The sequence below is a fragment of the Burkholderia sp. RF2-non_BP3 genome, assembly GCF_001522185.1.
In the GTDB taxonomy this organism is placed as follows: Bacteria; Pseudomonadota; Gammaproteobacteria; order Burkholderiales; family Burkholderiaceae; genus Burkholderia; species Burkholderia diffusa.
This window is the reverse complement of the sequence record NZ_LOSU01000056.1, coordinates 1-22093: the sequence shown is the minus strand read 5'-3', so window position 1 is coordinate 22093 and position 22093 is coordinate 1. Positions and strand designations below refer to the sequence as shown.

Genomic DNA, 22093 nt, shown 5'->3' with positions numbered 1-22093 from the left:
GACTTTCCGATTCGATGAAAACGACTCCCGGCCCGGTCATGCTCGACATCGTCGGCACGGCCCTGTCGCGCGACGACGCGCGGCGCCTTGCGCATCCGAACACCGGCGGCGTGATCCTGTTCGCACGGCATTTCCAGAACCGCGCGCAACTGACCGCGCTGACCGATTCGATTCGCGCGGTGCGCGAGGACATCCTGATCGCCGTCGATCATGAAGGCGGCCGCGTACAGCGGTTCCGCACCGACGGCTTCACCGTGCTGCCGGCGATGCGCCGCCTCGGCGAGCTGTGGGACCGCGACGTGCTGCTCGCGACGAAGGTCGCGACCGCGGTCGGCTACATCCTGGCCGCCGAGCTACGCGCATGCGGGATCGACATGAGTTTCACGCCGGTGCTCGATCTCGACTACGGGCATTCGAAGGTGATCGGCGATCGCGCGTTTCATCGCGACCCGCGCGTCGTCACGCTGCTCGCGAAGAGCCTGAACCACGGGCTGTCGCTCGCGGGCATGGCGAACTGCGGCAAGCATTTTCCGGGGCACGGCTTCGCGGAAGCCGATTCGCACGTCGCGCTGCCGACCGACGACCGGCCGCTCGATGCGATCCTCAAGCAGGACGTCGCCCCGTACGACTGGCTTGGCCTGTCGCTGTCCGCGGTGATCCCCGCGCACGTGATCTACACGCAGGTCGACAAGCGGCCCGCGGGTTTCTCGCGCGTGTGGCTGCAGGACATCCTGCGCGGGCAGCTCGGCTTCACGGGCGCGATCTTCAGCGACGACCTGTCGATGGAGGCGGCACGCGAAGGCGGCACGCTCACGCAGGCGGCCGACGCGGCGCTCGCCGCCGGCTGCGACATGGTGCTCGTCTGCAACCAGCCGGACGCGGCCGAGGTCGTGCTGAACGGGCTGAAGGCGCAGGCGTCGGCCGAGTCGGTGCGGCGCATCAAGCGGATGCGGGCGCGCGGCAAGCCGCTCAAGTGGGACAAGCTGATCGTGCAACCCGAGTATTTGCAGGCGCAGGCGCTGCTCGGCAGCGCGCTGGCGTAAGCGGAGAAGGGCGGCGCGGTGTCGCCTTTCCCGTTGTCGTTGTCGAAAGCAAAAAGCCGCGCTTGTGCGCGGCTTTTTGCTTTTCCATCGACGCGGGGCGAGGTGCAAGGCGACATAGCCTCGTGCAACTAACCGTCAACCCCCGCCAGCGCCCCGAACAACTGCGGCGCGGTCAGTTGACCTTCATCCGCTGCAGCTTGTTGTACAGCGTCTTGGGGCTGATGCCGAGCAGCGTCGCCGCGCGATGGCGCGTGCCGCCGACCGCGTCGAGCGTCGCGCGGATCAGCAGGTCCTCGACGTCGGACAGCGGGGTGCCGACCTTGATCTGCACGCTGCTGCCGTTCAGCGCGGCGCCGGCCGCGAAGCTCGCTTCGCCCGCGCGCAGCGTTTCGATGAAATCGCCGGACGCGTCATAGGCGAAACGCACGCGCTCCTGCAATTCGCGCACGTTGCCGGGCCATTCGTAGGACAGGCATTCGCGCACGAAGCCGGGGGCCGCGCGCTTGTCGGTCGTGCTGCGGCCGGTGGCGCGCGCTTCGCGGTTGAGTTCGTCGATCAGCGCGTCCGCGATGGCGAGTGCATCGCCGTCGCGCTCGCGCAGCGGCGGCATCGTGATCGATGCCGCGTCGAGACGCAGCCACAGATCCTCGCGCAGCGTGCCGTTCGCGACTGCCTCGCGGGCCGGGCGGCGCGTGGTCGCGATCAGCCGGAAGTCGCTCGCGATCGAGCTCGTGCCGCCGATCCGCATGAAGTTCTGCGAGTCGAGCGCATGCAGCAGCGCCTCCTGCAGCACGAGCGGCAGTGCGGTGATCTCGTCGAGGAACAGCGTGCCGCCGCCCGCTTGTTCGAACAGGCCCGATTCGCGCCGCTCGGCGCCGTCGAACGCGCCGCGTTCATGGCCGAACAGCACGCTGTCGAGCGACGCGCCGTGACGCCCGGCATGCGCGATCGTGCGGCAGTCGAACGACACGAACGGCCCCTTGCGGCGCCGGCTCAGGTCGTGCAGCGTGCGCGCGGCCAGCTTCTTGCCGGTGCCGGCTTCGCCCGTGAACAGCACGGCCGTTTCGGTGCCGGCGTTGTGCTCGATCATGTCGTACACGTGCTGCATCGCCTCGCTGCGGCCCACCAGCGCGCCGAAACGGCCCAGGTGGCGCAGCGACGCGCGCAGCGTCCGCACTTCGTCGATCAGTTCGTAGGGACGCGGAATCCGGGCCAGCAGGCTGCGCAGGCGCGGAATGTTGATCGGCTTCAGCAGGTAATCCCAGATGCCGTGACGCAGGCCTTCGATCGCGCTCTCGACCGTCGCATTGCCCGTCAACACGATCACCGGCAGCGAGCCGTTCGGCTGCTGCTGCGGCAGATGCTGGAGCAGGTCGAATCCGCTGCCGTCCGGCAGGTTCAGGTCGACCAGGACGACATCGGGAATCGAGCGGCCGAGCGCCGTGCGTGCCTCGGCGAGCGACGTGGCCGTGTCGACCGAGAAGCCGTCCGCGGCGAGCAGTGCGGTCAGGCCGGACAGACTGTTGGGATCGTCTTCGACAATCAGGGCGTGTGGCATGGTGGACGCGAGTCGAGTCAAGAGAGGCGGGCTGTCGGCCATCGAGCCGGCCGCAGCCGCATGTCAGATTAAAAACTGATTTTATGCCCCGCTGAACACCTGACGTGCATTATTTCTTTGTCGCTATAAAACAGTTACCGATGATACAAATTGAATACCTTTAGTGCTGGATTTTGTGTTGCCCATGGTGCCGACGCATCGGTGCTGTTGGCGGCAGACAAACAAAAAGCGCCCCGAAGGGCGCTTTGTTCGATCCGGAAATCGCGGGCGATTACGCGCGGCTGCGATATTCGTTCGTGCGCGTATCGATTTCGATCTTGTCGCCGGTGTTGCAGAACAGCGGCACTTGCAGTTCGAAGCCCGTTGCGAGCTTGGCGTTCTTCAGCACCTTGCCCGACGACGTGTCGCCCTTGACGGCCGGTTCCGTGTAGGTGATCTCGCGAACCAGGATCGTCGGCAGTTCGACCGAGATCGCCTTCTCGTTGTAGAACACGACTTCGCACGCCATGCCGTCTTCGAGGTAGTTCAGCGCTTCGCCCATCATTTCCGCTTCGACTTCGTACTGGTTGTAGTCGGCGTCCATGAACACGTACATCGGATCGGCGAAGTACGAATACGTCACTTCCTTGCGGTCGAGCACGACGACGTCGAACTTGTCGTCAGCCTTGTAGACCGATTCCTGGCCTGCGTTCGTCAGCAGGTTCTTCATCTTCATCTTGACGACGGCGGCGTTACGGCCCGACTTGTTGTATTCCGTCTTTGCGATGACCCATGCGTCGCTGCCGATCTGCACGACGTTGCCTACGCGGAGTTCCTGTGCGGTCTTCATAAAAAACTGTCCTGATCCAATCAAATAAATAGGTGCCTGAGCGTTGCACAACGGCTGACGGCGCAAGCGGGGGGCGTTCCGGTGGGTGCCAAGAGCCCCAAACGCGAGCGCTTGCGTGGTCAGCCGTCGGATAACCGCTTATTTTAACTGAGATTTTGCGTATTCCGCCAGCTTTCCGGCGAGATCGCCGACGCCCGCCAGCGCGTCGGCCCAGCATGCCGCGTTGGCGTCCAGCGCGGCACGATGTTGCAGCAAATCGGCCCAATCGGGCGTGCCGCCGCCGTTCCATGCGTGCCAGAAGCGCTCGAGCGCCGCGCGCGGCGCGTCGGCGAGGCCAGCCGACAGGTGCGCGAGCGCGGCGTCGAGCTTCGGCAGGTGCGCGTCGTCGGCCTGCGGGTAGATGTGCCACACGAACGGCTTGCGCGCCCATTGCGCGCGGACGAACGAGTCCTCGCCGCGCACGAAGTTGATGTCGGCCGCCCATAGCAGCGGGTCATAGTCGGCCTGCGGGACGAACGCGAGCCCGTAAGCGGTCAGGTTGCCGGCGGTCGCGCGCGCGCCGGCGCCGAACGATTCGACCCCGAAGAAACGGGCGACGGCCGGCGATATGCGGCCGACGGGCACGAGCGCGACGACGGGCGACGGGCCGTCGCGCCACTGCGCGAGCAGCGCGTCGACGGCCGGATTTTCATAGGCGAAGAGGCTGACGACGGTCGTGCCCGGCGCCGGCGGCGCGTCGCCGGTCGCCTGCCGCCACCAGGCGGCGCGCGCTGCCGCGTCGGCTTCGAAGGCCGTGCGGCGCGCGTCGAGGTCGCGTTCCTTCAGCACGCCGCCCGTGCCGGCCGACAAACCCGGGAAGAAGAACGTCTTCAGCAGCGGGTAGCGCGGATGCGGCGATGGCCGCAAATGGAAATCGGCGACCCAGTCCTCGGCGCTCAGGTATTCGAGATTGATCCACACGGGGCGGCGCGCGCGGCGCGCCATCGCCGCGAGATACGCGCCGGGCAGCTCGCACGCGAACGCCTCGATCACGACGTCGGCGATCTCCAGCGCATCGCCGACTTCCGCATGCCAGTGTTCGATCACGATGCCGTCGAGCGTCTGCCGCCCGGCATCGGGATCGACCCCCGGCAGCAGCCGCGCGAACGTGCGCAGATCGTCGATGAAGAGCCGCACCTGCCAGCCATGCTCGTGTGCGAGCTGGCGCGCGAGGCGCCAGCACACGCCGATGTCGCCGAAGTTGTCGATCACGGTGCAGAAGAGGTCGCACGCGATCGGTTCGTCGGGTGCGAGCGGCGCAGGGGAGGCGGGGGCGGTGCGGGGCATCGAAGCGGGCCGGTGAATGCTCTAAACTGGCGATTCTAATGGACCCGTTCCGCGCCACAAGGCACCCGGATCACGCATGACATCCCCAGAAGCCGCCGACATCCCGTTCGAACCCAAGAAGATCCTCGCGCAATTGCCGCACATGCCGGGCGTCTACCGCTACTACGACACGGCGGGCGCCGTGCTTTACGTCGGCAAGGCGCGCGACCTGAAGAAGCGCGTATCGAGCTATTTCACGAAGACGCAGCTGTCGCCGCGCATCGCGATGATGGTCACGCGCATCGCGCGCATCGAGACGACCGTCACGCGCTCGGAGGCCGAGGCGCTGCTGCTCGAGAACAACCTGATCAAGGCGCTTACGCCGCGCTACAACATCCTGTTTCGCGACGACAAGTCGTATCCGTACCTGAAACTCACCGCGCACCGCTTTCCGCGCATGGCGTACTACCGCGGCTCGGTCGACAAGCAGAACCAGTATTTCGGGCCGTTCCCGAGCGCATGGGCCGTGCGCGAGAGCATCCAGATCCTGCAGCGCGTGTTCCAGCTGCGCACCTGCGAGGATTCGGTCTTCAACAACCGCACGCGGCCATGCCTGCTGCATCAGATCGGGCGCTGCACGGCGCCGTGCGTCGGCGCGATTTCCGAGGACGATTACGCGATCGACGTGTCGAATGCCGCGCGGTTTCTGCTCGGCCGGCAGTCGGAAGTGATGAAGGAGCTCGAGCAGAAGATGCACGCGTTCGCCGCCGACCTGAAGTTCGAGCAGGCGGCCGCCGTGCGCAACCAGATGAGCTCGCTCGCGACGGTGCTGCACCAGCAGGCGATCGAGGTCGGCAGCGACAGCGACGTCGACATCCTGGCGGTCGTCGCGCAGGGCGGGCGCGTGTGCGTGAACCTGGCGATGGTGCGCGGCGGCCGGCATCTCGGCGACAAGGCCTATTTCCCGACGCACGTCGAAAGTGCGCTGACGCTTGCCGAAGGCGGGCTCGGCGACGAAGCCGAGGCGGCGGACGCTGCCGACGAAACCGCCGCGGCATTGCCCGACGGGCCTGCGGAAGATGCTGCCGCCGCGCGCGACGCGGGGGCGTCGGTGGAGGCCGAGGTGCTCGATGCGTTCATCGCGCAGCATTATCTCGGCAACCGCGTGCCGCCCGTGCTGGTCGTGAGCCACGCGCCCGCGAGCCGCGACCTGCTCGAACTGCTGTCCGAGCAGGCCGGTCACAAGGTCTCGCTGGTGCGGCAGCCGCAGGGGCAGCGGCGCGCGTGGCTGTCGATGGCCGAGCAGAACGCGCAGATCGCGCTCGCACGGTTGTTGTCCGAGCAGGGCTCGCAGCAGGCGCGCACGCGCGCGCTCGCGGAGACGCTCAGCTTCGAAGGCGACGATCTTGCAACGCTGCGGATCGAATGTTTCGACATCAGCCACACGATGGGTGAGGCGACGCAGGCGTCGTGCGTCGTCTATCACCATCACAAGATGCAGTCGGGCGAGTACCGTCGCTACAACATCACCGGCATCACGCCGGGCGACGATTACGCGGCCATGCGGCAGGTGCTGACGCGTCGCTACGAGAAGATGGTCGAGCAGGCCGCGCAGGCGGCGTCCGCCGACGATGCGGCCGGCATCGACGGCGAATCGACGCGCAAGGCCGAGGCATCGAGCCTGCTGCCGAACATCGTGCTGATCGACGGCGGCAAAGGGCAGGTCGAGATCGCGCGACAGGTGTTCACCGAACTCGGGCTCGACACGTCGATGCTGGTTGGTGTCGCGAAGGGCGAAGGGCGCAAGGTGGGCCTCGAGACGCTCGTGTTCGCGGACGGCCGCGCGCCGCTCGAACTCGGCAAGGAGAGCGCCGCGCTGATGCTCGTCGCACAGATCCGCGACGAGGCGCACCGTTTTGCGATCACCGGGATGCGCGCGAAGCGGGCGAAGGCGCGCCAGACCTCACGGCTCGAGGAGCTCGAAGGGGTCGGTGCGAAACGCCGGCAGCGACTGCTCGCGCGGTTCGGCGGGCTGCGCGGCGTGGTGGCTGCGAGCGTCGAGGAACTGGCGAGCGTCGACGGCATCTCGCACGCACTCGCCGAGCAAATCTACAAGCAGCTTCACTGAAGCGGCCGTGCGGCCGGCGGCCCCAGCGCGCGATCTCGCGTTCTTGTGGCAGGCCGGTCGACACGGCACAATTGCGAATCCTTTACTGACCCGCATGCCATGCCGTTCAATTTCCCGATTTTCCTGACGTGGGTACGGATCGTGCTGATCCCGCTCGTCGTCGGCGTGTTCTATCTGCCGGACACGGTGATGGGCGGCGCGCACCGCAACCTCGCGGCGGCGGCGATCTTCATCCTCGCCGCGTTGACCGACTGGTTCGACGGGTTTCTTGCCCGCAAGTGGAACCAGACGTCGTCGTTCGGCGCGTTCCTCGACCCGGTCGCGGACAAGCTGATGGTGACTGCCGCGCTGCTGATCCTCGTGCAGATTTCGCGGGTCGATGCGGCGATCGCGCTCGTGATCGTCGGCCGCGAGATCGCGATCTCGGCGCTGCGCGAATGGATGGCACAGATCGGTGCGTCGAAGAGCGTCGCGGTGAACCAGCTCGGCAAGTTCAAGACCGCGTGCCAGATGGTCGCGATCCCGATGCTGCTGTACTACGGCCCGCTGCCGCTCGGCATCGCGACGATCGACACGCGCGTGTGGGGCGAGTGGCTGATGTACCTCGCGGCGGTGCTGACGATCTGGTCGATGCTGTACTACATGAAGCTTGCATGGCCGCAGATTCGCGAGCGCGGCGGCGCGTGACCGGCCCCGCACGGGCGGTTGCGCAGGTTTTTGGAAAAAGGGCTGGAAAAGCCCTTGACACACGAATGTGCCTTCGACATAATCTCGCTTCTCCGCTGCACGACGAAGTAAGTGTGTGACGGGGAAGCAGTAGCGCAGCAATACGCGGGAGTAGCTCAGTTGGTAGAGCGCAACCTTGCCAAGGTTGAGGTCGCGAGTTCGAGACTCGTCTCCCGCTCCAGATTTTTTCTGGCAGCGTGTTGTACGGCAAAGCGCTGCAGATGCAGGACACATGCGGGAGTAGCTCAGTTGGTAGAGCGCAACCTTGCCAAGGTTGAGGTCGCGAGTTCGAGACTCGTCTCCCGCTCCAGATTTTTCTGGCAGCGTGTTGTACGGCAAAGCGCTGCAGGTGCAGGACAATGCGGGAGTAGCTCAGTTGGTAGAGCGCAACCTTGCCAAGGTTGAGGTCGCGAGTTCGAGACTCGTCTCCCGCTCCAAGTAATGGGGAAGCCACGCTTCCCTTTTTATTTGATGGACTGATGGTCCTCGAATAAAAATCTGTCGCTTGCCTCCACGGCATACGGACAGTCCGCTTTTGGCGCGATAGCAAAGCGGTTATGCAGCGGCCTGCAAAGCCGTTTAGGCCGGTTCGACTCCGGCTCGCGCCTCCAAGTAGAACGAGATAAAGCCCTGATTCGTCAGGGCTTTTCTTTTTTCTGCGTCTTTCCAAAGATGGAAATGTGTCGCCTAGAGTGGTAAAAAAGTCGCCTGTAACCAACTAAAAACCGACGCCAACCACCCATCAATCGGCTAATTGGCAATCGAGGCGAGTTGATCAAGCATGGCGAACAAGCGACGGCGTCCCTCCGGCACGTGGGAATACACTATCAAGCGAGCGAAGCTTTTACCAAAGCCACTTTCGCTCACGTTCGAGACTGAGGAAGGGCGATGTGTATGTCGCCCGCCTCGAGCAGCTGCTCGACGCCGGCATCGTGCCGGAAGAGCTCATGCAGCAGCATGACGCGCTCGCGACCACCGGCGACGCAATCCGGGCCTATTTGCGCCGCGTCTCCGTCCCCGACTCCGACGTCCAGGTACTGAATGCACTGCTTGGCCGTGAGGCCACAAAGGCGAAGGCGTTATCTACGCTCAATTACAGGTGGGTCGAGCAATGGGTCACGAGCATGAAGCGCCATGACCACCTTTCCCCGTCGACGATCCGTCACTATGTCGGTGCGCTTGCTCGCTGCCTCGATTGGGTGGTGAGGTCTGGCACCCCGATGCTGGCTACGAACCCGATCCGCCTGCTCCCGAAGCGCTACGCGACCTATACCGAGGAAGACCGCGTCGCGGTGGAGGCACAGAACGTCGACCTAAAGGAGGACATGCATCGTGATCGTCGGCCAAGCGATGCTGAGCTGGTTGAGATTCGGCGGCTGATGGATGGTGGCAAGCCGAAGGGGCGTGAGCGTGCGTTCGAACTCCCGTACCGGCCAGCGCTGGAGTTTCTCTTTGAGTTGGGTATCGAGTCCGCGATGCGAATGCGGGAAATGTACACGCTCGGTATCGACCAGTTCGATGTCGGGCGTCGGACGGCCGCGCTCGAGCGGACAAAAAACGGGAGCAAGCGTGCTGTGCCACTTACGACAGTGGCGATAGCTGCCTACGAGCGCTACATTGCGGCGGTGACCAGCCGGGATCCCGAAATGAATGGCTTCACCTTCGACGGCGGGCAGCTATTCCCTTGGGTGGATGAGATAGAAGTATCGATGCGCGCGGGAGGTGCGCCGCTGCTACGGAGAAAGGTGCTCGCACGCGTGTCGTCGCGCCTATCGGCTCAGTTTGGACGGATCTTCGACGCTGCAGGATGCTCGGACCTCGTGTTCCATGATCTCCGGCATGAGGCGACGTCGCGGCTGGTCGAGCGGACTACACTGAGTGATATTCAGATCGCGAAGATTACCGGCCACACCAATCCCAAGGTACTGATGCGGTATGCGAACCTGTGGGGAAGCGATCTGGCGGCTAGGATGTGGTGATATTGACGAGATGCCAGGGGTGGCCCTTGGGCATGAAAGGAAAAGATGTAACTCACGGCGCGCCGTGTACAATCGCCAAAAACAGGAGAATTTCATGGCTTTGCCGGACATCGGTGCGTGGGAAGTCCAGTCGCTACGGGCTTCATTCATAAGTCAGCAACCAGTTGGAAAGGCCGAGGACTGGTGGCAGATTGCCGTAGGCGTTGCTCCGGAGCAGGTCACGTCGAAACCCAACGTGCTCGAGCACTCCGAAACTGGGGCGTTCGGGCCGGGCAGGTTGGATATGAGAATCGCTTTCAACCGGGCCGATTGGATCTATTCGGCAGTCGACGCGGGTGGCCCGAAGCTGCCCATTCTCGGAGGTGCAGCCGACTTTCTTTCGGCTCTTCGGAAGCCGGTGAAAACGTGGTTAGAAGCGAAGGGGAACGAGGTTCCGTGGGTCCGCGTTGCATTCGGCGCGGTGCTTCTAATGCCTGTCGATAGTATCAAGGACGGTAATGCAGCGATAGGCGATTATTTGCCAATTCTGAATTCTAAAGAGTCGAATGTTAAAGACTTGTTTGTGCAGGTCAATTATCCGCGTGAATCCAAGAACCTCGATGGTAGTGTTGTAAATCGCTTGATCAAGCTATCGACGCTTTCTCTTCAGTTGATAAATATAACTCCAGCGGGTCCGGTTCCTAGCATATCTGATTCTATGTATTGTCGGGCGGAATTGGATTTTAGTACCCCCGTTGATCATGCTAATCCACTTCCGGCCGATAAAATCGTCGGAATTTTCGATGAGTTGATAGATTCGGCTGAAGCGATGGTGAAAGAAGGAGTCAGGCCATGATACGTGTTGGCGTCAATCCGGCACGAAGCGTTGAGGTGCCGCATAGCTATGAGCGCGTATTAAGCACATCGACTACATCCGATGTGGACGATGATTGGGTAAGTCAGGCGGTGAAGGTTGATGCGGCTCGCGCCGTACTTCGAACTTGGAAAACTAGCGTCGAAGACATGTCTGCGCTGAATGCCTCTGACGTTTGGATGAGGTCGTCGCGCACTATCCTGAAAAGTGCCGTTACGATTTGGTCCTCCGTCCTGACGATTGATGCGTCGGGTGCTGAATCATCGGAGACAGCGATGTTCTCTGAGTTGAGTCGTGCCAAAGGCGTAGTTGCGAGCTACGAAAAGGCTGGTAGGCCGCAGTTGGCGTCGTTTTATCTCGTATATTTTATCGAGCAAAGTTTTCGTCATAGATCCTATGCGATGATAAATCGCCTTCTCAAGGAGGCGGAAGTAAAGGAGTTGACTGAATACTCAATAATCGCTATGTTGCGTTCGTCGTTTTCTGCTCGGCAGCATTTGCCGGCATGGCGGGGATTGTTGAATTCCGCTCGGCGAGAGCTCGATAACCGCGGACATAATGCGGCGAAATTGCTTCGTGGTCTAGATCGTTAATAATACTGACGTATGACAATCGCGCTGCACAAAGTAGACGATCGGTTGCCGGAAGATTTGTCTCTCGCAATTGTAATCTGCGGTGAGGCTGTAACCCACACTGAGGGGCAACGGCACGTCGGATTCGTGGTCAAGGGTGATGGGGATACCCTCCACTTATTTGATCTTGCATGGCACAATACGTGCAGATACAGGCAGATTGATCCGGGTTACGCATATGTAATTTCTGATTTTCTTGACCCCTTTACGGCCAGCGCCCTGATTGGTTTGTTGGTGACTCTGCAATCTATCAATTCGACTAGACTTCCGTACTCGATTGTCTACGACGGTGGTGAATACTTTGATAGAGACACGAAGCAATTGATTAAAACGGAACTTGGGGCAGGGTTGACATGTGCCACTTTCGTCTTAGCAGTGTTAGAACACTACGGTATCGACTTGCTCGACTTGGCTTCGTGGCCGATCACTGAAGAGGACGCCGGATGGCAGGCCAAGATCCTCACTTCGTTAAAGGCTTCTCGACCCACGTCGACTGACGAGTTTCTTGCCCAGTTTGACAATATTGGCAAGGTTCCGCGATTTCGTCCGGAAGAAGTGGTCGGCGCTGCGTACTATTTCGAGGACGAGCCGCTGCCTCACAGTGTGGTGCAGCCGACGGGGCTTGAAACCATCGCTGAATTGCGCAGACTTGGGCTAGGTGCGTAACGTCTGCAAAATTTGCTTGCCCGTCGGCCTCATGAGGCCGACCGAGCTCAGACTCGCGCAGCTTGGTGCTTCTGCTGCTCCTCAAAGTCCGGAAGACTTGGGAGCGACCGAGCTTTCCTTCCAGGACGGCGCGGGTCGCTCGATGAAAGCTGCTTTGTGATGGCTCGGTGCACCCGTTCGTCCGTCGTGGCTGATCCGCCCCGGATCTGTTCGATCCGCTTCTGCGTCAGCGCCTGTAAGCGTGCCGAACATTCGGCGATGTCGGTCAGCCGTCGACCGGCCGTGCCGGCGTGTCGAGCCTCAACTGGTAGAACGCCGCATCGAGCCAGCGGCCGAACTTGAAGCCCGCTTCGGTGATCGTGCCCGAGTGCACGAAGCCGAGCCGCGTATGCAGCGCGACGCTGCCGCCGTTGGTCGCGTCGATGCAGCCGACCAGCAAATGCACGTCGGCCTCGCGCGCACGCCGGATCAACTCGCGCAGCAGCAACTCGCCGAGCCCGCGGCCGCGATGGTCGCGGTGGACGTAGACGCTGTGCTCGACCGTGTACTTGAACGCCGGGAACGCGCGGAACGTACCCCAGCTCGCGAAGCCGACCAGCGTGCCCGATTCGTCGACCGCGCCGACGACCGGAAACCCGCCGGCACGCTTCGTCGCGAACCACGTGACCATCGCTTCCGGCGGGCGAGGCCGGTAGTCGTACAGCGCGGTGGAGTTCACGATCGCGTCGTTCAGGATCTCGAGAATGGCCGCGGCATGCTCGGCCTCGCTGCAATCGATCAGGCGCACGTCGCCGCGCGGTGTCGGGGAATTCATACGGGCTCCTGCGCCTGTCGGCCTTGAACGGATGACACATTCCGCGCGCCGACGGCGGCGGGGGCATCGCAGATCGCGACGACATAGCGCGCGACGTGCGACGACGGATTGCTGAAAACCAGCGGCTGATCGACGCGCATGGCCAGACAGTCGCCTTCGTGCAGTTCGTGAAGCTGATCGCCGAACGTGACGTCGACGCGCCCGCGGACGACCCACACCTGTTGATGCAGCGCGCTTTCGCGCCCGCCGGAGTCGTACGCGACGCGCGCGCCGGGCGGGAAATCGATCTCGACGAGCTGGATCGGCGACGGCCAGCCGGGCGGCGAAAGATTGCGCCGCACGTACCCGGACGCCGGATCGCGCCATTCCGCCTGCTGTGCGCGCCGCACCAGCGGCTGCGCGGGTGCGTCGTCGCGATCGCCGGCGAACAGCCCGGCCAGCGACACGCCGAGACCGGCCGCGAGCTTGTCGAGCACGACGGCCGTCGGGCTCGCCGACGCACGCTCGATGAGCGAGATCATCGAACGGCTGACGCCGGAACGCGCAGCGAGCGCATCGAGCGTGTAGCCTCGTAGCGTGCGCAGGTCGCGCACGCGCCGGGCGATGCGTTCGTTGATGCCGGTGTCGTCGGCGGGGGTGGCGGTTGATTCTTGCATGATGGATTGATTTTCCAGCAAGCTGGAATTCGATGTCAACGGAATTGCTGCTGTCCCGGATCGAGGATTCGCCGGCGGCCAGGCGCTTGCCCGGCGATCGGAGCGAGCGTAATATACGAAACGGCTATATTTCGTTTAATTAGAGACATATGGGAATCATCAAGATATCCGAGCACATGCACGAACGGCTGCGCTCGACCAGTACCGCGCTGAGCCGTTCGATCAATGCACAGGCGGAGCACTGGCTGCGCGTCGGGATGCTCGCGGAGCTCAATCCGTCGCTGTCCTACGGCGATATCTGCCGGATGCTGATCGAGACCGAAGCACGCGGCGGCGACGCCGGGCCGACGGAGTCGGTCGCCCACGGCATCGAGCAGGTGGCGTGATGGCGAGACGCGAAATCCCGATCCGCGGTGCCGCGGAAATCGCCAGGTCGCGCGAGGCCGCGAAGCTCGCGTCCCAGGTGCTGACGATGATCACCGAGCACGTGAAGCCGGGCGTCACCACCGACGAGCTGGATGCGCGCTGCCGCGAATACATCGTCGACGAGCTCGGCGCGATCCCGGCGAACATCGGCTACCACGGTTATCCGAAAACCCTGTGCACGTCGGTCAACCACGTGGTCTGTCACGGCATTCCGTCGTCGCGGCCGATGCGCGACGGCGACATCGTGAATCTCGACATCGCGGTGATCAAGGACGGCTGGTTCGGCGACACGAGCCGCATGTACTTCGTCGGCGAGCCGGGCGAACTCGCGCGGCGCCTCGTCGCGACGACCTACGAGGCGATGCATGCGGGCATCCGCGCGGTTCGTCCGGGCGCGACGCTCGGCGACGTCGGCTACGCGATCCAGCAGGTCGCGCATCGCGAAGGGTTCAGCGTGGTCCGCGAGTATTGCGGGCACGGGATCGGCGACGTGTATCACGACGAGCCGCAGGTGCTGCACTACGGCCGCCCGGGCACCGGCGTGCCGCTGCGGCCGGGGATGATCTTCACGATCGAGCCGATGCTGAATGCGGGCAAGCGCGACACGCGCGTGCTGGCCGACGGCTGGACGGTCGTCACGAAGGACCATTCGCTGTCCGCTCAATGGGAGCACATGGTCGTCGTGACGGAGCAGGGCTTCGAGATCCTGTCGGACGATGTGACGCCGCCGGCGTTCGCGGCGCTGTCCGGCACGCACGCGGCCTGACGCGCGGCGAGCCGCACGCAGCGGCGCAATGAAAAGGCCCCATGACGGGGCCTTTTCATTTGGCGTCGCGCGGCTCAACCGCGCGCCTTCTGCCATGCGTGTTCGACGAACACGCGGCAGAGCGCTTCCATCCCGTTGCGGTCCTCGTCGTCGAAGCGTGCGGCAACGGGGCTGTCGACGTCCCACACGCCGATCAGCGTGCCGTCGGCGGCCACCAGCGGCACGACGATTTCCGATTCCGACGCGGCATCGCAGGCGATATGGCCGGGGAATTCGTGCACGTCGCGCACGACCTGCGTTTCGCGGGTCTGCGCGGCGGTGCCGCACACGCCCTTGCCGAGCGCGATCCGCACGCACGCGGGCTTGCCCTGGAACGGGCCGACCACGAGTTCCGTCCCGTCGAAGAAATAGAAGCCGGCCCAGTTCAGGCGGTCGAGCGAGTGATAGACGAGCGCGGAGAAGTTCGCGGCGTTCGCGATCAGGTCGCGTTCCGTGTCGACGAGCGCGCGTGCCTGCTCGACGAGCGTCGCATAGAGTTCGGCCTTGGAGGCGTGAGGGGCGGTGGGCAGCGTGAACATGGCTGAAATGCGAAAAGGGTTGTGGGCAGCGGGGTTGTGAAAAGCGCGATGCGCGTTCCGCAGTCTACGGCACGCGCGGCCCGTTTGCAGCGCGTGGTTCGCGGGTGCCGTCGCTCAGTCAGGTTCGAGTTCGGCGAACCGCTCGGCCAGGAAATCGAGCAACGCGCGCACCGCGGGCAGCAGCCCGCGCCGCGACGCGAACACCGCGTGCACGATCTCGCGGCGCGGTGCCCAGTCCGGCAGCACGGTCGCCAGTTCGCCGCGCGCGACTTCGTCGCGCACCATCATCGTCGGCAACTGCACGATGCCGACGCCCGCGACGGCTGCCGCGCGCAGCGCGAGCATGCCGCCCGTCACGAGCCGCGGCTGGTGGTGGATTTCCGCCTGCGCGCCGTCGGGGCCGCGCAGCCGCCACACGTGCGTGGCCTGCGGCACGCCGTGATCGAGGCTCGGCAAGCGGGTCAGGTCGGCGGGGACGGCCGGCACGCCCCGCTCGCGCAGCAACGCGGGGCTCGCGACGAGACACTGCCCGCGCTCGGCCAGCACGCGCAGGGCGAGATCGCTGTCCTCGAGCGGCGGCGGGCGCACGCGGATCGCGACGTCGATCCCTTCGCCGACGACGTCGACGCGCCGGTTGGTCGCTTCCAGGTGAATTTCCACGCGCGGGCACGCGACCATGAACGCGGCGATCATCGCGCCGACCAGCGAATCGAGCAGCACGACCGGGCAGCTGACCCGCACGATGCCGCGCGGCTCCTCGTGCAGCAGCGCGATCGCCTCGTCGGCGGCGTCGGCTTCGACGAGCATCGCGCGGCAATGCGCGTAATAGGTCTGGCCGACGTCGGTGACAGTGAAGCGGCGTGTCGAGCGCTGGATCAGCCGCATTCCGAGCCGCGCTTCGAGCAGCGCGATGCGGCGGCTCAGCTTCGATTTCGGCATGTTCAGCGCGCGTCCGGCCGGCGCGAAGCCGCCGTGCTCGACCACCTGCACGAAGTAATAGAGATCGTTCAGATCCCGTCCGTTATCGTTCATAAAATGGAACGCTGAGTGCGATTTTGGCAGTCTACCGGATCGATCGTTCCACCTCTATATTCCTCCTCAGGATGCGAAACACGTGTTTCGCCGCAATTCGGAGAAGGCAAATGAAGAAGATCCAGGGTGTGTACAGTGCGCCGCGCGGTCATTGGGTCGGCGACGGTTTCCCGGTGCGTTCGATGTTCAGCTATCAGTCTCACGGCATGCACCTGAGCCCGTTCCTGCTGCTCGACTACGCCGGTCCTGCGAACTTCGAGCCGGCTTCGGCGCCGCGCGGGGTGGGCCAGCACCCGCACCGCGGGTTCGAAACGGTGACGATCGTCTATGACGGCGAAGTCGCGCACCGCGACTCGACCGGTGCGGGCGGCGTGATCGGCCCGGGCGACGTGCAGTGGATGACGGCCGCGAGCGGGATCCTGCACGAGGAATTCCACTCGGAAGCGTTCACGAAGCGCGGCGGCCCGCTTGAGATGGTGCAGCTGTGGGTGAACCTGCCCGCCGCCGACAAGATGGGTGCGCCCGGTTATCAGACGCTTCTGGACGCGGACATCCCGGTGGTCGAATTGCCGGACGGCGCAGGTCGCGCGCGGATCATCGCGGGCGAGTTCGACGGGCGGCGCGGCCCGGCCCGCACGCACACGCCGATCGACGTGTGGGACGTGCGGCTTGCAGCAGGCGGCCGTGCACGGTTCCCGATCGCCGAAGGGCGGACGCTCGCGGTGGTCGTGCTGAGCGGGACGTTGCTGGTGAACGGCGAGACGGTCGCCCGCGAGGCGCAGTTCGTGCAACTGAGCCGCGACGGCCGCGACGTCGAGATCGAAGCGAACGGCGACGCCAAGCTGCTGATTCTGAGCGGCGAGCCGATCGATGAGCCGGTCGTCGGTTACGGGCCGTTCGTGATGAACTCGCAAGAGGAAATCCGGACCGCGATCGACGATTTCAACAGCGGCCGCTTCGGCCAGATGCCGGCGTGACGGACAGGCCCCGCGCAACGCGGGGCTTTTTTTCATGCGCGGAGCGGCAGCACGCGTGCCGCGCGCGCTTCGAGGCATAATCGACGGTTGCCGCGCGCCGGCCGGCGCGCTTGAATCAGGACCGACCATGAATGCTTCCGCACCTGCCGCCTCCGCGCGCGCCGACGATCTCGACTGGCACTGGAAATCCTTCGACGCGCTGACGGCGCGTGAACTCTATTCGATCCTCGACGCGCGCAGCGCCGTGTTCGTCGTCGAGCAGAACTGCGTGTATCGCGACATCGACGGTGCGGATCAGGCCGCGTGGCACCTGGCCGCGTACGATCCGGCGGGCCGTCTCGCCGGCTATCTGCGCGTGCTGCTGCCGGATGCGCAGCACACAGACGTGCGCATCGGCCGCGTGCTGACGACCGCACCGTTTCGCGGCGCGGGCCTCGGCAACGCGCTGCTGTCGCGCGCGCTCGAGCACATCCGCGCGCAGTGGCCGGATGCGCAGGTGAGCCTGCATGCACAGGCCCATCTGCAGCGCTTCTATGGGGCATTCGGTTTCACGCCGAGCTCGGACGTGCACGACGAGGACGGCATCCCGCACGTGTGGATGACCAGCGCGCGCGGCTGACGCGCCGCGCCGTCAGTGGGCGGCGCGTGTCACCGGCGGGTTTTGCGTGCGCCGGGCGGCCGCCCGCTCGTCGATCAGGCGGCCGCGCGCCGACAGCCGCAGCCAGTGCCGCAGCGCGATCAGCGCGCCGATCACGCTCATCATCGAACCCGGGATCCACAGCAGCAGGCCGCCGATCTGCTGGTCGCGCAGCGGGCTGAGCCACGTGAATGCGCGTCCGCAGATCGAGTAGATCGGATACAGCTCGTGCGGCGTGAAGAAGATCAGCGCGCCGAGCGCGATCTGCGGCGGGATCGCCGCGACGACGATCAGGATCCGGCGGCCCGGCGACAGCCGCGCGGGCGGCGCGGGACGCGGATCGACGACGAGCCACCAGAACAGCAACCCGTCGATCACCATGCTCCAGTTCATCACGCGATACAGGCGCCAGTCGAGCATCGCGATGAAGTGGATCGGCGACAGCAGCCAGAAATAGATCAGCCCGACGAACAGCACGACCGCGACGACCGGATGGAACACCACGTCGAGCGTCGCGCGCACGGGCGCCCAGGCGAGCGCGGGGCGCACGAAGCGCTGCCGCCAGCGAAACGGGATGCCCGCGCTGATCGCTGCGCCCGGGTAGGCCAGCGCGATGAAGAACGGCCCGAGGTGATGCAGCACGAGATGCTGCGCGCGGTGCAGGAAGAATTCGTGCTCGAAGAAGTAGTCGAGCCGCGTATGCAGCGCGATGTAGAGCGCCGTCAGCCCGAGCCAGAACGAGAACTGCCGCAGCGGCGACACCTTCGCCTTCTTCACGCCGCGCGCGAACAGCACGGCGGCCGTCAGCACCGCGATGACCACGGTCGGCGACGGTTCCCACGGATCGAGCCAGTACAGGACGTTCATCGCGCGCGCATCACTTCGCCTGGGCCGGCGACTTCACGGCGAACGGCGTGTCGACCGTCTCGCCGTCGGAGAACTTCAGGCGCAGGCGCACGGTGTCGCCGGGCTTGATCGCGTGCCTGGGTTCCTCGAGCATGAAGTGATAGCCGCCCGGCGCGATGTCGACCTTGCCGCGCGCGGGGATCGTCAGCTTGTCGACCATTTCCATCTTCTGCGTCGAGCCGTTCGACACCGTCTGGTGCAGCATCGCCATCCCGTAGTCGGGGCTGTCGACGTCGACGAGATCGACCGGCTTGTCGCCCGTGTTGACGAGCGTCACGTAGCCGCCCGCGGGCAGCTTGTTCGGCAGCCAGCGCACCCATGCGTTGTGCGCGGAGATCGCGCCGGCGGCATACGCGTGCGCGCCGGTGCACAGCGCGGCGAGGAGGGCGAACGTCTTGAGGGTCGTCTTCATGTCGGAGTTCAGGTGGTGGGGGCGGTGTCGATGATCCGGCGCACATCGGCGGCGATGGCGTCGGGCGAGTCGCGGTCGGTCGCGAGCAGGCGCGCGCGACCGTTCGCGTCGAAGATGTAGACGGCCGAGCTGTGCGTCACCTCGTAGCCGCCGGACGGATCGCGTTTTTCCATCTGGTATGCGACGCGATAGCGCTTCGCGAGCGATTCGATCTGGCCGTCGGTGCCGGTCAGGCCGCGCGCGTGCGCGGCGTCGAACGCGGCGACGTACGACTGCATCGCCTGCGGCGTGTCGCGCGCGGGATCGACCGAGACGAACAGGATGCGCACGTCGTTCGCCTGGGGGCCGAGCTTCGCGAGCACTTCCATCAGCCGTGCCATCGTTTCGGGGCAGACGTCCGGGCAGTGCGTATAGCCGAAGTAGACGAGCGCGACGCGGCCGCGAAACGCGTTCGCGTCGGTCGCGTGGCCATCGCCGCCGGTGAGCGTGAACGACAGGTCGGGCAGGTGGCCCGTGACGTTGGTCAGTTGCCAGTTCGGCTCGTCGTGCGTGCATGCGGCGAGCGCGACGGCGGCGCTCAGCGCCGCGGCCGTGCGGACGAAGCGGGTCAGACTGAAGAGGCGCCGGTGCGGCGCGGGACGGGCAGACGACATCCTGGGGCTCGATCGGACGGAACGGTCGTCGGCCGGCGCGGCGCCATGCGTCGCGCGGCCGGCGGTTGCCGACTGTAGCGCAATTCCCGCGCCTGCGTCCTTTCGAAACCCGTACGGCACGGGCGAGCGGGGCAATATGTCGCAGTTGACGCGGAGGGCCGCGCGAGGCGCGTGCCCCACCGGTTTCGCCCATCTCGCCACGCAGGCGCGGTAAGATGCGCACAATTCCATTCTCGCAGCGGCGGCCCCGCGTTTGCAGGCCGCTCCTCAGACCATCGAATCGATGCAATCCGTTCCGGCTTCCTTGTCCCTGACCGATACCGCGTTCTTTTTCGACTTCGACGGCACGCTCGTCGAGCTGGCGCCGACGCCCGACAGCATTCACGTGCCGCCGTCGCTGCTGACGCTGCTCGATGAACTGCGGCGTCGCACGCACGGTGCGGTCGCTGTCGTGTCGGGTCGCGGGATCGACAATCTCGACACGTTCCTGAACATGCCGGACCTGCCGATCGCGGGCCTGCACGGCGCCGAACGTCGCGATGCGAACGGCGACACGCAGCGCATCGGCTTCAACGACGAGCGGCTGCTGCGCATCGAGCGCGAGCTCGCGGCCGTCGTCGACCGTCATCCGGGCATGCTGCTCGAAATCAAGGGCGCGGCCGTCGCGCTGCACTACCGCAACGCGCCCGAGCGCGAGCCGGCCGCTCGCGCAGCGGCCGAGCGCCTCGTCGCCGAATATGCGGATGCATACGTGCTGCAGCCCGGCAAGATGGTATTCGAGATCAAGCCGAAGGGCGTCGACAAGGGGCGCGCGCTGGCCGCGTTTCTCGACGAGCCGCCGTTCGCGGGCCGCATGCCGCTGTTCGCGGGCGACGACCTGACCGACGAGAAGGGCTTCGCGGTGGTCAATGCGCGCGGCGGTGTGTCGATCAAGGTCGGCGCGGGCGAGACGTCGGCCCGTACGCGGCTCGACTCGGTCGACGCGCTGCACGAGCAGATCGCCCGCTGGCTTGGCGCGGAGCAGCAGGGCGCATGAGTCGGCTCATCATCGTTTCGAACCGCGTCGCCCCGATTTCGGAAGGCGAGCCGGCGGCGGGCGGCCTCGCGATCGGCGTGTACGACGCACTGAAGGAGACGGGCGGCATGTGGTTCGGCTGGAGCGGCGAGGTGGTCGCGTCCGGTGCGCCGCAGATCCGCATCGAGGAGCGCGGCCCCGTGACGTTCGCGACCGTCGGGCTGTCGCGCCGCGATTACGACCAGTATTACCGAGGCTTCTCGAACGCGACGTTGTGGCCCGCGTTTCATTACCGCGCCGACCTGATCCAGTACGACCGCCACGAGTTCGAGGGCTACAGCCGCGTGAACGTCTGGCTCGCGCAGCAGCTCGTGCCGCTGCTGCAGGACGACGACGTGATCTGGGTGCACGACTATCACCTGATCCCGTTCGCGCGTGCGCTGCGTGCGGCCGGCGTGAAGAACCGCATCGGCTTTTTCCTGCACATTCCGTTTCCGGCCGCGCAGGTGCTCGTCAACGTGCCGCCGCATCGCGAGCTCGTCGAGTCGCTGTGCGCGTTCGACCTGCTCGGCTTCCAGACCGATCCGGACCTGCGCGCATTCTGCGACTACATCGAGTTCGAGGCGGGCGGCGAAGTGGCGCGCGAAGGGCATACGGTGCGCGTCAGCGCGTTCGGCAACACGCTGCGTGCGGCCGCCTATCCGATCGGCGTGTATCCGGACGAGATCGCGTCGCTCGCGCAGGCCGGCGAGAACGGCAAGGCCGCGCGCATGGCCACGTCGCTGCGCGGGCGCCAACTGATCATGAGCGTCGACCGGCTCGATTATTCGAAGGGGCTCGTCGAGCGGTTCCGCGCGTTCGAGAAGCTGCTGGAGCATCAGGCGTCGATCCGCAACCGCGTGTCGTTCCTGCAGATCGCACCGTCGACGCGCGCCGACCTGCGCGCGTACCAGGACATCCGCCTGCAGCTCGAAGCGGAGTCGGGGCGCATCAACGGCCGCTACGCGGAGCTCGACTGGGCGCCGATCCTCTACATTCACCGCCAGTACGACCGGCAGGTGCTGGCCGCGCTGTATCGCCTCGCGCGCGTGGGCTTCGTGACGCCGCTGCGCGACGGCATGAATCTCGTCGCGAAGGAGTACGTGTCCGCGCAGAATCCGGAGGATCCGGGCGTGCTCGTGCTGTCGCGTTTCGCGGGCGCGGCGCGCGAGCTGACGGGCGCGCTGATCGTCAATCCGATCGACATCGACGGGATGGCCGACGCGCTGTCGCAGGCGCTGACGATGCCGCTCGCCGAGCGGCGCGCGCGCTATGCGGACATGATCGCGCAGCTGCGCGAGAACAACGTATCGGTGTGGCGCGACAATTTCCTGCGCGACCTGCAGCGCGTGTAATCCGCGCGCCGCGCGGCGAAGGTCGCGCGATGTGTCAAGTCCTGGAATAGGTTGACAGTATCCAGACGCTAGAACGCCCGATGCACCGCATCGGGCGTTTTGTATTCC

23 protein-coding genes and 4 tRNA genes are annotated in these 22093 nt (G+C 65.2%); 17 read left to right on the top strand and 10 right to left on the bottom strand.

The window, feature by feature from the left end:
* Nucleotides 1-14 precede the first annotated feature (14 nt).
* A complete protein-coding gene (gene nagZ / locus WS45_RS26335; protein ID WP_059702475.1) occupies nt 15-1043 on the top strand; it encodes a beta-N-acetylhexosaminidase in 1029 nt (342 codons plus the stop codon).
* A gap of 172 nt (nt 1044-1215) precedes the next feature.
* Here the strand turns inward: nagZ and WS45_RS26330 are convergent, their stop codons facing one another.
* The 3 genes from WS45_RS26330 to earP all read right to left on the bottom strand — a co-directional run bounded on the left by WS45_RS26330 (nt 1216) and on the right by earP (nt 4756).
* Nucleotides 1216-2601: a sigma-54-dependent transcriptional regulator gene (locus tag WS45_RS26330; RefSeq protein ID WP_059523708.1), complete on the bottom strand. Its 1386-nt coding sequence runs from the start codon at nt 2599-2601 to the stop codon at nt 1216-1218.
* Nucleotides 2602-2872: 271 nt separating this feature from the next.
* On the bottom strand, nt 2873-3430 hold the full coding sequence (gene efp, locus WS45_RS26325) for an elongation factor P (RefSeq protein ID WP_034206788.1): 558 nt from the start codon (nt 3428-3430) through the stop codon (nt 2873-2875).
* A 138-nt stretch (nt 3431-3568) separates the two neighbouring features.
* On the bottom strand, nt 3569-4756 hold the full coding sequence (gene earP, locus WS45_RS26320; protein ID WP_059691089.1) for an elongation factor P maturation arginine rhamnosyltransferase EarP: 1188 nt from the start codon (nt 4754-4756) through the stop codon (nt 3569-3571).
* 76 nt (nt 4757-4832) lie between these two features.
* Between earP and uvrC the strand changes: the two genes are divergently transcribed.
* The 10 genes from uvrC to WS45_RS26275 all read left to right on the top strand — a co-directional run bounded on the left by uvrC (nt 4833) and on the right by WS45_RS26275 (nt 11719).
* The gene (gene uvrC, locus WS45_RS26315; protein WP_059702472.1) at nt 4833-6863 is read left to right on the top strand and encodes an excinuclease ABC subunit UvrC; all 2031 of its coding nucleotides are present in this window, start codon (nt 4833-4835) and stop codon (nt 6861-6863) included.
* Nucleotides 6864-6962: 99 nt separating this feature from the next.
* The gene (gene pgsA, locus WS45_RS26310) at nt 6963-7550 is read left to right on the top strand and encodes a CDP-diacylglycerol--glycerol-3-phosphate 3-phosphatidyltransferase (RefSeq protein WP_006757520.1); all 588 of its coding nucleotides are present in this window, start codon (nt 6963-6965) and stop codon (nt 7548-7550) included.
* 144 nt (nt 7551-7694) lie between these two features.
* Nucleotides 7695-7770, top strand: a tRNA-Gly gene (locus WS45_RS26305).
* A gap of 53 nt (nt 7771-7823) precedes the next feature.
* Nucleotides 7824-7899, top strand: a tRNA-Gly gene (locus WS45_RS26300).
* Between the two features lie 51 nt (nt 7900-7950).
* A tRNA-Gly gene (locus WS45_RS26295) sits at nt 7951-8026 on the top strand.
* Between the two features lie 100 nt (nt 8027-8126).
* Nucleotides 8127-8200 (top strand) — tRNA-Cys (locus tag WS45_RS26290).
* A gap of 279 nt (nt 8201-8479) precedes the next feature.
* A complete protein-coding gene (locus WS45_RS26285) occupies nt 8480-9568 on the top strand; it encodes a site-specific integrase (RefSeq protein WP_257140629.1) in 1089 nt (362 codons plus the stop codon).
* Nucleotides 9569-9662: 94 nt separating this feature from the next.
* Nucleotides 9663-10403 (top strand): hypothetical protein, encoded by a 741-nt coding sequence (locus WS45_RS26280; protein WP_059702471.1) that lies wholly within the window; start codon nt 9663-9665, stop codon nt 10401-10403.
* Nucleotides 10400-11014: a hypothetical protein gene (locus tag WS45_RS35275; RefSeq protein WP_156437284.1), complete on the top strand. Its 615-nt coding sequence runs from the start codon at nt 10400-10402 to the stop codon at nt 11012-11014. The genes WS45_RS26280 and WS45_RS35275 overlap by 4 nt, the downstream gene beginning before the upstream one ends.
* Before the next feature lie 12 nt (nt 11015-11026).
* Nucleotides 11027-11719 carry a hypothetical protein gene (locus WS45_RS26275; protein WP_059702468.1) on the top strand — a complete coding sequence of 231 codons (693 nt, stop codon included), beginning with the start codon at nt 11027-11029 and terminating at the stop codon, nt 11717-11719.
* Nucleotides 11720-11984: 265 nt separating this feature from the next.
* Here the strand turns inward: WS45_RS26275 and WS45_RS26270 are convergent, their stop codons facing one another.
* Together WS45_RS26270 and WS45_RS26265 are read right to left on the bottom strand one after the other, a co-directional pair.
* The gene (locus tag WS45_RS26270; protein WP_059691094.1) at nt 11985-12533 is read right to left on the bottom strand and encodes a GNAT family N-acetyltransferase; all 549 of its coding nucleotides are present in this window, start codon (nt 12531-12533) and stop codon (nt 11985-11987) included.
* Entirely contained in the window at nt 12530-13189 is a 660-nt protein-coding gene (locus WS45_RS26265; RefSeq protein ID WP_059523701.1) for a helix-turn-helix domain-containing protein, read from the bottom strand. Before WS45_RS26265 ends, WS45_RS26270 begins: the two co-directional genes overlap by 4 nt.
* 149 nt (nt 13190-13338) lie before the next feature.
* On the opposite strand from WS45_RS26265, the gene WS45_RS26260 reads away from it, so the two are divergent.
* Nucleotides 13339-13575: a ParD-like family protein gene (locus WS45_RS26260; protein ID WP_059523699.1), complete on the top strand. Its 237-nt coding sequence runs from the start codon at nt 13339-13341 to the stop codon at nt 13573-13575.
* Nucleotides 13575-14381, top strand: coding sequence for a type I methionyl aminopeptidase (map, locus tag WS45_RS26255; protein ID WP_059523698.1), 807 nt, complete (start codon nt 13575-13577; stop codon nt 14379-14381). Before WS45_RS26260 ends, map begins: the two co-directional genes overlap by 1 nt.
* Before the next feature lie 74 nt (nt 14382-14455).
* Here the strand turns inward: map and WS45_RS26250 are convergent, their stop codons facing one another.
* Nucleotides 14456-14959, bottom strand: a complete 504-nt coding sequence (locus WS45_RS26250; RefSeq protein WP_059702466.1) for a GAF domain-containing protein — start codon at nt 14957-14959, stop codon at nt 14456-14458.
* Between the two features lie 114 nt (nt 14960-15073).
* A complete protein-coding gene (locus tag WS45_RS26245) occupies nt 15074-15991 on the bottom strand; it encodes a LysR family transcriptional regulator (RefSeq protein ID WP_059691097.1) in 918 nt (305 codons plus the stop codon).
* A 110-nt stretch (nt 15992-16101) separates the two neighbouring features.
* Between WS45_RS26245 and WS45_RS26240 the strand changes: the two genes are divergently transcribed.
* Complete coding sequence (locus WS45_RS26240) at nt 16102-16968, top strand: pirin family protein (RefSeq protein ID WP_059523692.1); 867 nt, start codon at nt 16102-16104, stop codon at nt 16966-16968.
* A 127-nt stretch (nt 16969-17095) separates the two neighbouring features.
* On the top strand, nt 17096-17587 hold the full coding sequence (locus tag WS45_RS26235) for a GNAT family N-acetyltransferase (RefSeq protein WP_059523690.1): 492 nt from the start codon (nt 17096-17098) through the stop codon (nt 17585-17587).
* Nucleotides 17588-17599: 12 nt separating this feature from the next.
* Here WS45_RS26235 and WS45_RS26230 read toward each other — a convergent pair whose 3' ends face one another.
* The 3 genes from WS45_RS26230 to WS45_RS26220 are packed head-to-tail and all read right to left on the bottom strand — an operon-like array spanning nt 17600 to nt 19576.
* A complete protein-coding gene (locus tag WS45_RS26230; protein WP_059702464.1) occupies nt 17600-18472 on the bottom strand; it encodes a cytochrome c oxidase assembly protein in 873 nt (290 codons plus the stop codon).
* A gap of 10 nt (nt 18473-18482) precedes the next feature.
* Entirely contained in the window at nt 18483-18923 is a 441-nt protein-coding gene (locus tag WS45_RS26225; RefSeq protein ID WP_059691100.1) for a copper chaperone PCu(A)C, read from the bottom strand.
* Between the two features lie 8 nt (nt 18924-18931).
* Nucleotides 18932-19576: an SCO family protein gene (locus tag WS45_RS26220; protein ID WP_059702462.1), complete on the bottom strand. Its 645-nt coding sequence runs from the start codon at nt 19574-19576 to the stop codon at nt 18932-18934.
* A gap of 283 nt (nt 19577-19859) precedes the next feature.
* On the opposite strand from WS45_RS26220, the gene otsB reads away from it, so the two are divergent.
* A complete protein-coding gene (gene otsB, locus WS45_RS26215) occupies nt 19860-20612 on the top strand; it encodes a trehalose-phosphatase (RefSeq protein ID WP_059523682.1) in 753 nt (250 codons plus the stop codon).
* The gene (gene otsA, locus WS45_RS26210; protein WP_059523680.1) at nt 20609-21985 is read left to right on the top strand and encodes an alpha,alpha-trehalose-phosphate synthase (UDP-forming); all 1377 of its coding nucleotides are present in this window, start codon (nt 20609-20611) and stop codon (nt 21983-21985) included. The genes otsB and otsA overlap by 4 nt, the downstream gene beginning before the upstream one ends.
* Nucleotides 21986-22093: the final 108 nt, after the last annotated feature.

What these genes read in the sequence shown, in the direction of transcription:
- efp (WP_034206788.1), bottom strand. Translation starts at nt 3,430, where the DNA reads ATGAAGACCGCACAGGAACTCCGCGTAGGCAACGTCGTGCAGATCGGC.
- WS45_RS26245 (WP_059691097.1), bottom strand. Translation starts at nt 15,991, where the DNA reads ATGAACGATAACGGACGGGATCTGAACGATCTCTATTACTTCGTGCAG.
- WS45_RS26265 (WP_059523701.1), bottom strand. Translation starts at nt 13,189, where the DNA reads ATGCAAGAATCAACCGCCACCCCCGCCGACGACACCGGCATCAACGAA.
- WS45_RS26270 (WP_059691094.1), bottom strand. Translation starts at nt 12,533, where the DNA reads ATGAATTCCCCGACACCGCGCGGCGACGTGCGCCTGATCGATTGCAGC.
- WS45_RS35275 (WP_156437284.1), top strand. Translation starts at nt 10,400, where the DNA reads ATGATACGTGTTGGCGTCAATCCGGCACGAAGCGTTGAGGTGCCGCAT.
- WS45_RS26280 (WP_059702471.1), top strand. Translation starts at nt 9,663, where the DNA reads ATGGCTTTGCCGGACATCGGTGCGTGGGAAGTCCAGTCGCTACGGGCT.
- WS45_RS26235 (WP_059523690.1), top strand. Translation starts at nt 17,096, where the DNA reads ATGAATGCTTCCGCACCTGCCGCCTCCGCGCGCGCCGACGATCTCGAC.
- map (WP_059523698.1), top strand. Translation starts at nt 13,575, where the DNA reads ATGGCGAGACGCGAAATCCCGATCCGCGGTGCCGCGGAAATCGCCAGG.
- WS45_RS26225 (WP_059691100.1), bottom strand. Translation starts at nt 18,923, where the DNA reads ATGAAGACGACCCTCAAGACGTTCGCCCTCCTCGCCGCGCTGTGCACC.
- WS45_RS26275 (WP_059702468.1), top strand. Translation starts at nt 11,027, where the DNA reads ATGACAATCGCGCTGCACAAAGTAGACGATCGGTTGCCGGAAGATTTG.
- nagZ (WP_059702475.1), top strand. Translation starts at nt 15, where the DNA reads ATGAAAACGACTCCCGGCCCGGTCATGCTCGACATCGTCGGCACGGCC.
- WS45_RS26260 (WP_059523699.1), top strand. Translation starts at nt 13,339, where the DNA reads ATGGGAATCATCAAGATATCCGAGCACATGCACGAACGGCTGCGCTCG.
- earP (WP_059691089.1), bottom strand. Translation starts at nt 4,756, where the DNA reads ATGCCCCGCACCGCCCCCGCCTCCCCTGCGCCGCTCGCACCCGACGAA.
- WS45_RS26230 (WP_059702464.1), bottom strand. Translation starts at nt 18,472, where the DNA reads ATGAACGTCCTGTACTGGCTCGATCCGTGGGAACCGTCGCCGACCGTG.
- WS45_RS26330 (WP_059523708.1), bottom strand. Translation starts at nt 2,601, where the DNA reads ATGCCACACGCCCTGATTGTCGAAGACGATCCCAACAGTCTGTCCGGC.
- uvrC (WP_059702472.1), top strand. Translation starts at nt 4,833, where the DNA reads ATGACATCCCCAGAAGCCGCCGACATCCCGTTCGAACCCAAGAAGATC.
- WS45_RS26250 (WP_059702466.1), bottom strand. Translation starts at nt 14,959, where the DNA reads ATGTTCACGCTGCCCACCGCCCCTCACGCCTCCAAGGCCGAACTCTAT.
- WS45_RS26240 (WP_059523692.1), top strand. Translation starts at nt 16,102, where the DNA reads ATGAAGAAGATCCAGGGTGTGTACAGTGCGCCGCGCGGTCATTGGGTC.
- otsB (WP_059523682.1), top strand. Translation starts at nt 19,860, where the DNA reads ATGCAATCCGTTCCGGCTTCCTTGTCCCTGACCGATACCGCGTTCTTT.
- pgsA (WP_006757520.1), top strand. Translation starts at nt 6,963, where the DNA reads ATGCCGTTCAATTTCCCGATTTTCCTGACGTGGGTACGGATCGTGCTG.
- otsA (WP_059523680.1), top strand. Translation starts at nt 20,609, where the DNA reads ATGAGTCGGCTCATCATCGTTTCGAACCGCGTCGCCCCGATTTCGGAA.
- WS45_RS26220 (WP_059702462.1), bottom strand. Translation starts at nt 19,576, where the DNA reads ATGTCGTCTGCCCGTCCCGCGCCGCACCGGCGCCTCTTCAGTCTGACC.